Annotated in this window: 10 protein-coding genes and 1 riboswitch; of the genes, 9 read left to right on the top strand and 1 reads right to left on the bottom strand. The window is 38.7% G+C overall.

The annotated features are described in order from the left end of the window. The first annotated feature begins 93 nt into the window (after positions 1 to 93). The 7 genes from C1721_RS07225 (at position 94) to C1721_RS07255 (ending at position 8,306) form a co-directional block, all read left to right on the top strand. Positions 94 to 1,179: a winged helix-turn-helix domain-containing protein gene (locus tag C1721_RS07225; RefSeq protein WP_102407762.1), complete on the top strand. Its 1,086-nt coding sequence runs from the start codon at positions 94 to 96 to the stop codon at positions 1,177 to 1,179. Positions 1,180 to 1,332: 153 nt separating this feature from the next. Continuing rightward, positions 1,333 to 2,388, top strand: coding sequence for a tryptophan--tRNA ligase (gene trpS / locus C1721_RS07230; protein WP_102407763.1), 1,056 nt, complete (start codon positions 1,333 to 1,335; stop codon positions 2,386 to 2,388). A gap of 5 nt (positions 2,389 to 2,393) precedes the next feature. After that, positions 2,394 to 2,912, top strand: coding sequence for an RNA polymerase sigma-70 factor (locus tag C1721_RS07235; RefSeq protein WP_102407764.1), 519 nt, complete (start codon positions 2,394 to 2,396; stop codon positions 2,910 to 2,912). A gap of 75 nt (positions 2,913 to 2,987) precedes the next feature. Beyond that, positions 2,988 to 3,683: a porin family protein gene (locus C1721_RS07240; protein WP_102407765.1), complete on the top strand. Its 696-nt coding sequence runs from the start codon at positions 2,988 to 2,990 to the stop codon at positions 3,681 to 3,683. Positions 3,684 to 3,688: 5 nt separating this feature from the next. After that, on the top strand, positions 3,689 to 4,531 hold the full coding sequence (locus C1721_RS07245) for a FecR family protein (RefSeq protein ID WP_102407766.1): 843 nt from the start codon (positions 3,689 to 3,691) through the stop codon (positions 4,529 to 4,531). Between the two features lie 11 nt (positions 4,532 to 4,542). Then, positions 4,543 to 7,239, top strand: coding sequence for a TonB-dependent receptor (locus tag C1721_RS07250; protein ID WP_102407767.1), 2,697 nt, complete (start codon positions 4,543 to 4,545; stop codon positions 7,237 to 7,239). A gap of 2 nt (positions 7,240 to 7,241) precedes the next feature. Next, positions 7,242 to 8,306: a DUF4249 domain-containing protein gene (locus C1721_RS07255; protein ID WP_102407768.1), complete on the top strand. Its 1,065-nt coding sequence runs from the start codon at positions 7,242 to 7,244 to the stop codon at positions 8,304 to 8,306. A 12-nt stretch (positions 8,307 to 8,318) separates the two neighbouring features. Here the strand turns inward: C1721_RS07255 and C1721_RS07260 are convergent, their stop codons facing one another. Continuing rightward, positions 8,319 to 9,116, bottom strand: a complete 798-nt coding sequence (locus C1721_RS07260) for a hypothetical protein (protein WP_102409310.1) — start codon at positions 9,114 to 9,116, stop codon at positions 8,319 to 8,321. A 249-nt stretch (positions 9,117 to 9,365) separates the two neighbouring features. Next, a riboswitch (cobalamin riboswitch) is annotated at positions 9,366 to 9,590 on the top strand. 35 nt (positions 9,591 to 9,625) lie between these two features. On the opposite strand from C1721_RS07260, the gene C1721_RS07265 reads away from it, so the two are divergent. Next, positions 9,626 to 11,629 carry a TonB-dependent receptor plug domain-containing protein gene (locus C1721_RS07265; RefSeq protein WP_102407769.1) on the top strand — a complete coding sequence of 668 codons (2,004 nt, stop codon included), beginning with the start codon at positions 9,626 to 9,628 and terminating at the stop codon, positions 11,627 to 11,629. A 20-nt stretch (positions 11,630 to 11,649) separates the two neighbouring features. Beyond that, a complete protein-coding gene (locus C1721_RS07270) occupies positions 11,650 to 12,786 on the top strand; it encodes a YncE family protein (RefSeq protein WP_102407770.1) in 1,137 nt (378 codons plus the stop codon). Positions 12,787 to 12,802 lie beyond the last annotated feature (16 nt).

The following is a 12,802-nucleotide window of genomic DNA, read 5'->3' on the forward strand; positions in this document are numbered from 1 at the left end:
TTACTGACATTTAAAGAAACGATGGTTTTTAAGTAGTTATTTGCATGGAGCGGAACTATTTATACTTTTGTGTGAAAAATGATATAAAGAAATATGAATTTAGGATTACTCAAAAAGATCTCACTGATTATTTTTCTTATTCTTTTTGTAAATATAATTTGGGGATATGAGATTTATATCCTTTATCAAAAAACGAATGATATTTTACAAAAGGAAATAGATCCTATTTTTATTAAAACAATTTCTTTAGATAGAGATAAAAGAATAAAAGAAGCAAATCTTTTTTATTCATATACATATCAGCCTAATAGTGAAACAGAATATTTAAAGATTGAGCAAGAAGATAAAATTACCTGTATTAATAATACAGATTCACTTAAATCAATATCAATAGAAAATAAACAAAATAATGTGTTGCATTCAATTCTTTTAAGAAAGAATCCTATTGATGTTCGAGTTTTAGATAGTTTATTTCAGCAAGAATTAAAAAAGGAGCATATTATTTCCAAAACATTGATTCAGTATACTGACAAGATTAATAATAGAATATATAGAAATGACAATGATACTATCTTAATTAATTATACGTTCGCTACAAAACTTATAACTTTAGGTATACAAAAGGAAATAACTCTACAAGCCTTCGTGAAAGTGTCTCCATTATGCATATTTCATAAATTGAAAGGTCATTTTTGCATTTTAAGTCTAGTTTGGTTTATTACATTATTAGTATTATTTATAATAATACGTTATATATGGAAGGATCTATCAAAATCTTTTTCTTTGCCTGATGAATACGACTTGGAAAATCTTCTTGATGACAGACTTGTAATGCAAGTCTCTAACGATGAAATACGTATTGCTCCTAATTTGTATTTTGATAGTAAACGCTCAGTTATAATATATGATATTATAGAGGTGAAATTACAGGAACAATCTGCTCAACTCTTTAAACTGTTTTTGGAAAGCCCGGAATACTATATGAGTTATGAAGAAATAGTGGCAGCTAGATGGGGAAAACTTGCTGATTCGTCAAGCCGACTTACGCAGGCTATTAAACGACTTCGAAAATTATTGGCACCTATTCCTGTGTTAACCATAAAAAATGTTCGTAACAGAGGCTATCAGCTAATTATAAAAAACGATAGTTATCTGGAAATAGATGAAGGGAATTTATAACTTAAACGTATCGTTTTTTTCATAGTTATATACGAAGGTAAAAACGGTTTCTTCCGAGAGAAATTCCAATTTCATTCGAGAGAAACTTTAATTTCTCTCGAATCCATTATATTTATTATCTTTGCCCTCATTGAATTAAAAATAGAACGAGAAATGGAAACAGTAGTAAGTGGTATCCGCCCAACGGGTAACCTACATTTAGGTAATTACTTCGGAGCAGTAAAAAGTTTTCTACAAATGCAGAATGAATATAATTGTTATTTTTTTATTGCAGACTGGCACTCGTTGACCACACATCCTCACCCTGATAATATCCGTAAAAGTGCGAAAACAATATTGGCAGAGTATCTGGCTTGCGGTATCGATCCCGAGAAAGCAACTATTTATATACAAAGTGATGTTCGGGAAGTGGCTGAATTATATTTATACCTGAATATGAATGCCGGCATAGGCGAGTTGATGCGTACAGCGTCTTTTAAAGATAAAGCGCGTCAGCAACTTCATATAAACAGAGATAGTAAGGATGATGGCGATGTAGAGAAAGAAATCTTTAATGAGAGTAATAAGCATAGTGTGAGTGCCGGTTTATTGACATATCCTACTCTTATGGCGGCAGACATTATTATACATAAAGCATTGAAAGTTCCGGTTGGTAAAGACCAGGAGCAGAATATGGAAATGGCCCGTCGCTTTGCCCGTCGTTTTAATGCTACTTATGGCGTTGAATTCTTTCCGGAACCAGCCTCTTTCTACATGACAGAAAAAGCAGTAAAAGTTCCCGGCTTAGATGGCTCTGGAAAAATGGGGAAAAGTGAAGGTAACGCTATTTATTTAATAGATGATGAGAAGACTATCAAGAAAAAAGTAATGAAGGCTGTTACTGATGCCGGTCCAACCGAGCCGAATAGTATAAAGCCCGAACCTATTGCCAATCTTTTCACTATGATGGATATTGTATCTACAAAAGATACCTATAACTATTTTAATGAGAAGTATAACAATTGCGAGATACGTTATGGTGATATGAAGAAACAATTGGCTGAGGATATCAATAAATTTTGTGCACCTATCCGTGAACGTATTCTGGACATTGCTCAGAATGACGAATATATGACAAAGGTAGCACTTATGGGTGCGGAGAAAGCACATGAAAGTGCGGCAAAAACTTTACGTGAAGTCCGTGAGATTATAGGCTTCCGCGCAGGATAATTGAGATGGCATCGTTTACTACAGAAGAATTTGAACAAGGTTTCAAGAGTTTATATAAACCCTTGTGTTTGTATGCGCTTCATTATACAGAACGGATAGATGATGCCGAAGATATTGTTCAGCAAGCTTTTGCTGATGTCTGGGATAAAAATAGTGCAGGAGCTTTGATTGGTAACCTTAAAGCCTATTTATATCAAGCGGTTCGTAATCGTTCCCTTTCATTTGTATCCCAAATACCGCAAGCACAAACGACGGATCAGTTACCGGACATGGAAGATGCTTCCGAAGAAGAACAAATCCGATGTGCGGAAAGGGATGCCCGCCTTTGGCAAGCAATCGACAAACTTCCTCCCGAACGAAAAAAGATATTCTTACTCTCTAAACGGGACGGATTGAAGTATCAAGAAATTGCCGAAGAGCTAAACCTGTCGATAAAGACGGTGGAAAATCAAATGAGTAAGGCACTTAAAGCTTTGCGGGAGACGGTTGTACGTATCTATTGCTTTATTTTTGGATTTACATAATAGGGGTTTTTTCTTTTTTCTTGTCTTAATGATGAAAAGTAATTAAAAGATTCAATCATTAAAGAGTAAGAGTGTATGAAAAGAGTGGTATTGTTTGTGATGTTGATGATGTGTGCGGTTTCAGTAAGCGCACAACAATGGTCGTTAACGCCTGAAGTTGGAATGACTGCTATTAAACGGGGAGGTAATTCTTTTGTTGATTTTGGAGGAGATTATGGATGGAGTCCCAGATTTAAAGGAGGAGTTGGTGTAGAATATGCGTTTAAACCCGGATGGTTTGCGTTAAAATCCGGATTATATTATACACAACGCGGGTATAGTGAAGACTTTTTTAACACTCCGACAGTAGGAGACCCGAATGAGCCTGATGCAGAAGTGCTAAGCTTGAAGATAAAACGACATTTTTTGCAATTGCCGGTATTGGCAGACTTTTCGTTCCGGTTGTCGGATGATGTTCGGTTGCACTTGGCTGCAGGACCATATATCGCAGTTTCTTTGTCTGATAGAATGTCTGCATATTATACAGGATATAAAAGTTATGGCGAAGGTGGTTATGGCTCTTGGGGAAGCGGTGGAAATGAAGTGAATGCTGATGGTTATAATGCTTTTGACTGGGGATTTTCTCTTCAAGCAGGAATAGAAGCCAAGCAGTGGGTGATGAATTTTGGTTATGACGCTTCTCTTGGAAAAGAGTTTGATGGCGATCAAATAGATTTGAAATATCATACATTAAGTTTATCTGTTGGTTATAAATTTAAGCTAGGAAAATAAATACGATGAATAACGAGTACGATGATAAATTGGAACAGTCTATTCGCTTTGTAGCAAAACACTATAAAGAAGGATGTATGGATGCGGAAAAGGCGTGGGTGAAGTTTGCTTCAAAACGTCATATATCCCGTAGAGTACCTTTTGTGCGCTATATCTTGCGGGCTGCGGCTGTTCTTCTTCTACTCGTTGGGCTCGGTACATTCTATTTATGGGAACAGAACCTCCCTGATTGGGTGGCTGTTTCAACCATGTCAGGACAGACAAAAGATATTTATCTGCCGGATAGTACATTAATATCATTGGCAGGAGATTCATGGATTCGTTATGATGTAAGAAGCTACGGGAAAGAAAGACGCGTTGTGGAGATGAAAGGAAAAGCATTTTTTCAGGTGGAGAGGAATGAAGCGCGTCCTTTCTCTGTAGAAACTAATTTGGCGGAAGTGAAAGTTCTGGGTACAAGCTTTCAGGTAGAGACACTGGGTAATTTCGTAGAAGTGAATGTGAAAACCGGAAAAGTGAGCTTCACTGCTAATGAGGGAGATAAGCAAGTAATCTTAACAGCCGGTATGTCGGCACAATATTCAGTGGAGAAGAAAGAAATGACAGTTTTAACGGAAGAAGATACCAACTACCTATCTTGGAAAACCGGATTATTGCGTTTCTCAGATACGCCGTTGGATAAAGTGATTGAAGACTTGAACGACTATTATCAGGTGAAAATCACTAACAGAGTGAAGAAGCCGGAGGCAAAATTAACGGCGTCATTTAATGATATGCCATTGGATGAAGTGCTGATGGTGATAAATCAGACATTAGACACCCACTTGGTTCAGGAGACAAGAAAGTAAATATAGAACCTATGTCATACAAATTATTTATATGGCTGATTGGGTTCCTGATATTTACTTGTACAACTAGACAGGTGAGAGCTCAAATACCGGAACCAACTCCTACGGTTACGGTAAATATGAAACGGGCTCCTTTGCCGGAAGTTTTGACTGAAATAGAAAAACAAACGGGTATGTTTTTCTCTTATGAATCCTCTTTATTAGAGAAATTACCTAACGTTTCTCTGGTTGTGCGGGATGAACCGTTAAATTATTGTCTAAGACGGTTGTTTGCTTCATTACCTATTATATATAGGATAACCGGCCAGTATATTATCTTAAAGAAAAAACCTCAACTGTTTACTATTAGCGGTTTTGTACGTGACTCGGCTTCTTATGAAAGCCTTCTGAATGCAACAATTATAGAAAAGATATCCGGTAGAGGCTCCGTTTCCAATAACTATGGCTTTTACAGTATCACACTTCCACCCGGTAAGGTTACATTATTTACCTCTTATGTAGGATACGAACAGAAAGAGGTAAGTTTTTTCCTGACGAAGGATACGCTGATAGACCTGTCTCTTGTTTCAATCGGAATGTTAAAAGAGGTCGTCGTCAGAGGATTGAATCCTCAATCGGAAGTACTTAATAGCCGGAGTGGAGTGTTCGATGTACCGGCCCAGCGAGTCAAATCCATGCCGGCCTTGCTGGGAGAAAACGATTTAATAAAAACCTTGCAGCAACTGCCGGGTGTCGCGGTTGGAGATGAAGCAAGTACCGGACTGTTTGTCCGGGGAGGAGGCTCAGATCAAAACTTGTACCTGTTGGATGGAAATCCGGTTTACCAAATTAATCACTTATTAGGATTCTTCTCTGCATTTAATCCGGATGCGGTGAAGAATTCGGTCTTTTATAAAGAAAGCTTTCCGGCAGAATACGGCGGAAGGCTTTCGTCTGTTGTAGACGTCCGTACAAATGATGGCGACAGGCAGCATTATCATGGTAATTTTTCTATTGGTATGCTTTCCGTACGAGCGAATCTGGAAGGTCCGATCTGGAAAGACCGGACTTCTTTTAACGTCTCTTTCCGCCGTACGTGGATAGACTTGCTCACGACGCCAATTATAGCTTTTACAAATAATGATAATGACCGGAAAGAATCGTATGGTTTTCACTTTTTCGATATTAACGCGAAAGTAAATCATTCTTTTTCCGATCGAAGCCGGCTCTATCTGAGCTTTTACATGGGGCAAGATGCTTTTAAAAATGGAGAAAAATCGAAAGAAGATGAAGATAAAAATGATTTCCACTGGAGATGGGGTAATTTGATTGGATCTGCAGGTTGGAATTATGTGATAAACAACAAACTCTTTGCGAACGTGATGGTAGGCTATAGCCGTTTCCGTTCCCATATATGGAGTGAGAATGTAAGTACTACTGTGTATAAAGGCTCTGCTCCGGATAGCCCGACCGAACCGGGACAAAAATTTTTATCTCTTTTAGAAAACAAATACCGTTCGGAAATTGAAGATATAAGTTTCCGGACTTCGTTCGATTATCGTCCGGTGGTTAGCCATCGTATCCGTATAGGTACGGATTATCAATATCATAGTTTTCATCCGGAAAATAATTCGGCAAGTATAATAAATTGGGAGAAAGACAACAATGTACAGAGCCCGGTTGCGCAATTGACAATTAAAACCCGAATGCCGGGACATGAATTATCTTTTTACGCCGAAGATGAAATGCTTTTGACCGAGCGCTTAAGAGTAAATGTGGGACTGCGTTATACCTTATTTACAGTACAAGGAGAAAAATATCATTCTTTACAACCCCGTTTTTCTGCCCGTTATGTGTTAGGTAAAAACTGGTCTGCTAAATTTTCATATAGTAAGATGAATCAGTATGTTCATTTACTGGCTGATACTTATATTAGTCAGCCTACCGACATTTGGGTTCCGGTAACGCGCCGTATTCCTCCTATGAGTTCTCATCAATTCTCTACCAGTTTATGTTATAATCTGAATAAGAAATATGATTTCATTCTGGAAGGATATTATAAACGTATGAATAACTTGATAGAGTACCGGGATCATGCTTTGCCTGAAAATACTTTTAACGGGTGGGAAGATCGCGTTGGAATTGGCAAAGGGCGTTCATACGGATTGGAGTTTATGGTACAAAAAAAAGTGGGGAAAACGTCGGGGTGGATAGGTTATACACTCTCATGGTCAGACCGTTGGTATCCGGATGGTTCGGTCAATCATGGGGCAAGATACCCTTATAGGTATGACAATCGCCATAAAGTAAACGTTGTACTTTCCCGTCGGCTTTCTCGTAAAGTGGAGTTAACGGGTACATGGATGTTTGCTTCCGGCAATCATATAACTATTCCCGAATATATGTATTCAGGAGCGGGCGGGCAGAAAATAAATGGTTTTATTCCCGGAGACTTGTCTCATGTGCCCGGACGGGGAGCCAGTGCCTGGAACAATTATCAGTTATCCCCCTATCACAGGCTTGATTTGGGAGCTAATTTTTATCGTTACATGAAGAATGGCAGGATAGGAATTTGGAATTTGAGTGTATATAATGTTTATTTGCAACCAAATCCGTTTACCGTAAAAACGGTATGGAAAGAAGGAGTACGAAACGAACCAAAAGCTGCATTGCAGCAAACAATCCTTTTTCTTTGCATGCCGTCGGTTTCTTATACCTATAAATTCTAGAAATGAAGCAGGCTATCTGTTCTATATTGATATTGTTATCCACTATTTCCTGTATCCGGGAAATAGAGCTGGATTATCCGCCTGTGCCACCAAAAATCGTATTGAATGCTTCTGTTTCTCCCGAACAAGACATAAGTGCGTTTGTTTCCAAAACATGGTTTTTATTAGACAGCGTTCCCGATTCTTATTTACCGGATGCTACCATACATGTTTACATAAATGATAACTATAAAGGTGTTATGAAATGTGTAGACGACCCGAAAGATACAATTACTGCCAGAGGTCAGTATCAATTGCCCGGATGCCGTTTACAGACAGGTGATCATCTGTTATTGAAAGCGGAAGCTCCCGGATATGAAACTGCTACGGCGGATGTGGAGATACCCCCTTATACACCAATCTTATCTTTGGATACAGTACGTTTCCAATCCACATCTCTAACATCACCATTTTATAATATAGAAGGACTGCGTTTTTTGATAAATATGAAGAAGGGACAACCGGGACGGCATTATTATCGTGTGCTTATCGAACGGATTGTAGATTATGAGAAAAATGGTGAAAAAGCTACTGTGTCACAATATGGATTAAACAGCTATTTTCTTACATCAGGTTATTATCTTTACGGACAAGTATTGCTTATAGATTATGAAGACCCTATATTTCAAATAACAGGTGTATCAACCGGTTCCGTACAATACAGAAGCTATGGTATTTTTACTGACAATCTGTTGGGAGAGCAGTCGCCTTATAAAGTAAGGATGTCTATAGCTCCGGTAGAAAATTCATATAGAAGTGATACGCTTTCAACGCGCGTGACTTATAAAGTGCATTTGTTAACGGTCTCCGAATCTTATTATCAATATTTCCGAATGATTGGAGGTTTAGGCATATGGCTTGGAAATGTTGATCTTGGAGATGTTATTGAACCGGAAGAAACTTACTCGAATGTATATAACGGTTTCGGGGTGGTTACCGGTTATCAGCGGGATACCTATTCCATTACAATGCCATATGATGTAGTTCCTCCTTCATGGGATCCGTGGAATGGATATACTTCCTGGTAGCCGATTTAGTGCTTATTTCCCAAAGATCGGGAAGAAAAGCACTTGGCGTTCCATTTTCTGTTTTATCGGATTGAATTCGTATTGTACGCCTACGCCCATACCAAAGTCTTCTGTTAATTTAAATTCCAAGGCGCTCCCTACTACCGTGTGATTATAAGAAGGATTCATTATGACAAATGAGTTTTTATCGTTATTCTTGTCATACATAGTATATTGCCCCCATGCCCTTAATCGTAGCCAATCTGTTGCGTTGTAACTTACTTGAGTGTTGAAACCTCCCATAAATCCCGGACTGGGATTGAAAGGCGTATAGAATCTTCCTGCAAATCCGCCTCCGCTAACCATCCACTTGTCTTGATGCCATACGAATTGGGGAGAAATATCTGTTATGCCTCCGGCACCGGGCCATGTAAATTGGCGTCCTGTTATCATAAAAGACAAATTGTCGTTTAGTGGCTTGAGTACTGTTTCGTCAAAATCTAAAGCCATAGGCGATACCTTCTGCAACATAGGAGTGAACACATTAAAATAAGGGCGGTATGCGGCAGACTGTATCTGCATATCCATAGGACGTTCATCAACAGATAAGGGTGTTTCCGGAACAAATCCCCGTAATTTCATATCCAATTCCTGAGTAGAAGCCGGTGTATAAGATTTATATGCAAACTTCGGAATATTGAATTCAAAGTCTGGATACTTAGGAATCGCAATTATTTTTCCTTCTTTGTTTTGTATAAGTGTGAATACCTTTTGTGCTTGTGCAGATAATACAGCTACTAATAATATGACAAATAAACATCCTCTCTTCATAACAACCTCCATCTTTTTCCCGCTTGCAAGATACGTATTTTATATTTTGTAAATGAAATATTCATCGGGATCTTTTTTACAAATCATCCCGATCATTTTTCAAAATCATCCCGATGATTTGTATTTATTGGTGATTTCTATTTAAAGTAGAATATGGAACGGAAATAGAAAACTTTCTCTAACGGGTTAAGATACTAGGGGCATTAAATAAAAGAATACTGATTGTATTGATATAATAAAAAAATCTATACCTTTGCACCAGATTATGGTGTAACCGTTTCGTTTCCTCGAACGGTTAGTAAAAGGGAATCCGGTGTAAAACCGGAGCTGTACCCGTAGCTGTAAGTTCTGTAAACCTCGGCATTTCTTATTGCCACTAACAGATCAATAGATATAGTTGCCTATTGAAAAGTTGGGAAGGCGGCCGACAAAAGGAGGACAAGCCAGAAAACCTGCCATCATCTTTATTATGCGATTCCTCGGGTAAAGGAATTGGTAAACCAAGATAAATGCTATATATGTTCATAAGAAAAAGGTTGTACCTGGTGGGTGCATGGTTGCTTTTTGCCGTGGCGGTATATGCCCAGCAAGTAGATACTGTGTCATATCATCAATTATCGGAAGTGGAAGTGGTTGAAAAAGCCCGTCCTTCGGTTACCCGTGAAGCTACTCCCGTTCAATTGATAGATAGAAAAGGTATTGAAAGGTTGGGAGTTCAGGAACTATCGGAAGCCGTAAAACGTTTTTCCGGTGTAACTGTGCAGGATTATGGAGGAATTGGCGGCCTGAAAACGGTCTCTGTGCGTAGTTTGGGCGCTAAACATACGGCCGTAAGTTATGATGGCGTAACTATTACGGATGCGCAGAGCGGACAAGTGGATATAAGCCGTTTTTCGTTGGATAATGTGGAAATGGTTTCTTTGTCTATTGGCCAGGCCGATAATATTTTCCAGACAGCGCGTATCTATGCTTCGGCAGGCGCGTTAAGTATAAAGACAAGCAAACCTGAATTTACTACTTTGCCATTCCATCTGCGGGCACAAGTAAAAGCAGGATCTTTCGGTTTGGTAAATCCTTCTCTTCGTTATGAACAGAAACTGGGTGAGAAATGGTCTGCGTCTCTTTATGGAGACTGGCAACGGGCAGATGGAAATTATCCTTTTACATTAATAAATGGAAAACTTGAAGATAAGAAGAAGCGCTATAATAGTGATATAGAGACCTGGCGTACGGAATTAAATCTGTATGGCGATTTTGGTAAAGGCGGACGCTTACGTTTGAAAGGTTATTATTTTGACTCCGAACGTGGATTGCCCGGCTCTGTTATCTTATATAATGACTATTCGGGAGAACGGCTTTGGGATAAGAACGGTTTTGCACAAGCTCATTATGAAAACCGTGTTAATGAATTGTTTGCGTTTCAGGCTCAATTGAAATATAACTATGCCTGGATGCGCCATTTGGAAGTTGATAATAAATATGAAAGCGGCAGGCAAGACGACCGGTATACGCAGAATGAGTATTATGGTTCGGCTTCCGCTTTATATACTCCATGGGAATGTGTTTCATTCTCCCTTGCACAAGATTTTTATGTCAATACATTAGATAATACTTTACCGGAATGTCCTTTTCCTACCCGCTATACTTCATTGACTGTGTTGGCTGGACAATATAAAACTTCCCGTTTTACGGCAACAGCCAGTCTTCTGGGAACTTTTATGACTGAAAAGGTAGAAACGGGGGATACTCCGGCAGACCGTAAAAGGTTATCGCCGGCTGTAAGTGCTTCATGGCGTATATTGCCCGAACAGAATTTACGCATAAGGGCATCATATAAAGATATATTCCGCGTACCTACGTTTAATGATATGTATTATTTACGTATCGGTAATACAGGGTTAAAACCGGAACGGGCAACTCAATATAATCTGGGGCTTACCTGGAGTGGAAAGTCGGCTTCATTTGTCAATTATCTGAGTGTCTCTACGGATGGTTATTATAACCGGATAAGAGATAAAATCGTGGCTATGCCTACGATGTTTATATGGAAAATGATGAACATGGGGGAAGTCTCCATCGCCGGAATTGATGCAAATATCTCTACTGAAATTCCTGTTTGCAATAAGGTGGATGTTGTGTTGCAGGGTACTTATACCTGGCAGAAAGCTATTGATATAACAGACGAAAGTGCTAAAAACTATCGTCATCAGATTCCTTATACACCCAAACATAGCGGAACTGTTGCTTTGTCGATAGAGAATCCGTGGGTGAATCTTTCCTATAATCTGACTGCTGTTGGCGACCGGTATTCTTTACCGCAGAATATTGAAGCAAACCTGATAAAGAGCTATGTGGAACAAGGTATTTCTGTAAATCGTGAGTTTAAATTCAATAAGTGTAAACTTCGCCTGCAAGGGGAGATCATTAACTTGGGGAATATCAATTATGATGTTATCCAGTATTATCCGATGCCTGGACGTTCGTACAGGGCTATGGTTGCGTTTATTTTATAAATTATCAATTAAATATAGAGATGAAAAAGAAAAAGTGGTTTTTAGCATCAGCATTATGTGCTATGATGGCTATGTTTTTTGTAGCCTGTGACAATGACGACGATCCAACACCGGGTCCGGATGAACCGGGTACTCCGGATACTGAGCAATACACTGCCGGTTTTTATATTATCAACCGTGGTAAATCGAAATCTAATAATAGTTGTATCTCTTATTATGACCTGCTGAATAAGAAAATTACCGGACATGTTTTTGAAACAGCTAACGGACGTAAATTGGGAGACTCTGCCCAAGAGTTTTTCCAATATGGATCAAAGATTTATATCCCTGTTTATAACTCTATGATTATAGAGGTGATAGATGCGAAAACCTTAAAATCTTTGAAGTCTATAGAACCGAAAGATGCAGACGGAAAGGGAGAAAAGCCTCGTGCTATAACTGCTTCCGGAGATTATGTGTATGCCACTTTATATAATGGTTATGTAGCCCGTATCGATACAGTCACTCTTGAAATTGATAAACAGGTGAAGGTGGGAATGAATCCGGATAAGTTGTCTGCTCAGGGCGATGTATTATATACTGCCAATTCCGGAGGATTAAACAGCCCGGATTATGATAAGACAATTTCTGTTGTAAACCTGAATACTTTTGAAGTTGAACGCAATGTGGAAGTTATTATTAATCCGACGCGCGTAATTACCGACAGTGAAGGAGATGCTTATGTTATTTCGATGGGGAACTACTCGAAAGATCCGGCTACGCTGGTCCCCAATACCTTGCAGTATTTTAAGAAAGGTTCTTCTGACGCGAAAGAGATTTGTCGTGCCTCCGTAATATCTATTTGTAATGATACTATTTATGGCGTATACAAGCAGTACGGTTCTACCACCTATGATTTCTTTACTTATGATGCAAAGGCAGAGAAGATGATATCTGATAAATTTGTAACGGATGATACGGTTATAACCGGAGATCCTCAGGAAATAGATATAGACCCGTTGACTGGAAATGTTTATGTTTCTGTAGGTGGATCAAATGTAAACGGAGATATGTATATTTTCTCTCCCGAAGGTAAGCTCATTAATAAATTCGATACGGAAGGTCTTTATCCTCAAGGTGTTATTTTTGTTTATGATGAACAGCAATTGGAAGATTGAGTAAAATAAGAAGACA

Origin of the sequence: Parabacteroides bouchesdurhonensis, from assembly GCF_900186615.1 — a bacterium.
GTDB classification, from domain to species: Bacteria; Bacteroidota; Bacteroidia; order Bacteroidales; family Tannerellaceae; genus Parabacteroides; species Parabacteroides bouchesdurhonensis.

What these genes read in the sequence shown, in the direction of transcription:
- C1721_RS07250 (WP_102407767.1), top strand. Translation starts at nt 4,543, where the DNA reads ATGTCATACAAATTATTTATATGGCTGATTGGGTTCCTGATATTTACT.
- C1721_RS07245 (WP_102407766.1), top strand. Translation starts at nt 3,689, where the DNA reads ATGAATAACGAGTACGATGATAAATTGGAACAGTCTATTCGCTTTGTA.
- C1721_RS07260 (WP_102409310.1), bottom strand. Translation starts at nt 9,116, where the DNA reads ATGAAGAGAGGATGTTTATTTGTCATATTATTAGTAGCTGTATTATCT.
- trpS (WP_102407763.1), top strand. Translation starts at nt 1,333, where the DNA reads ATGGAAACAGTAGTAAGTGGTATCCGCCCAACGGGTAACCTACATTTA.
- C1721_RS07225 (WP_102407762.1), top strand. Translation starts at nt 94, where the DNA reads ATGAATTTAGGATTACTCAAAAAGATCTCACTGATTATTTTTCTTATT.
- C1721_RS07265 (WP_102407769.1), top strand. Translation starts at nt 9,626, where the DNA reads ATGCTATATATGTTCATAAGAAAAAGGTTGTACCTGGTGGGTGCATGG.
- C1721_RS07240 (WP_102407765.1), top strand. Translation starts at nt 2,988, where the DNA reads ATGAAAAGAGTGGTATTGTTTGTGATGTTGATGATGTGTGCGGTTTCA.
- C1721_RS07235 (WP_102407764.1), top strand. Translation starts at nt 2,394, where the DNA reads ATGGCATCGTTTACTACAGAAGAATTTGAACAAGGTTTCAAGAGTTTA.
- C1721_RS07255 (WP_102407768.1), top strand. Translation starts at nt 7,242, where the DNA reads ATGAAGCAGGCTATCTGTTCTATATTGATATTGTTATCCACTATTTCC.
- C1721_RS07270 (WP_102407770.1), top strand. Translation starts at nt 11,650, where the DNA reads ATGAAAAAGAAAAAGTGGTTTTTAGCATCAGCATTATGTGCTATGATG.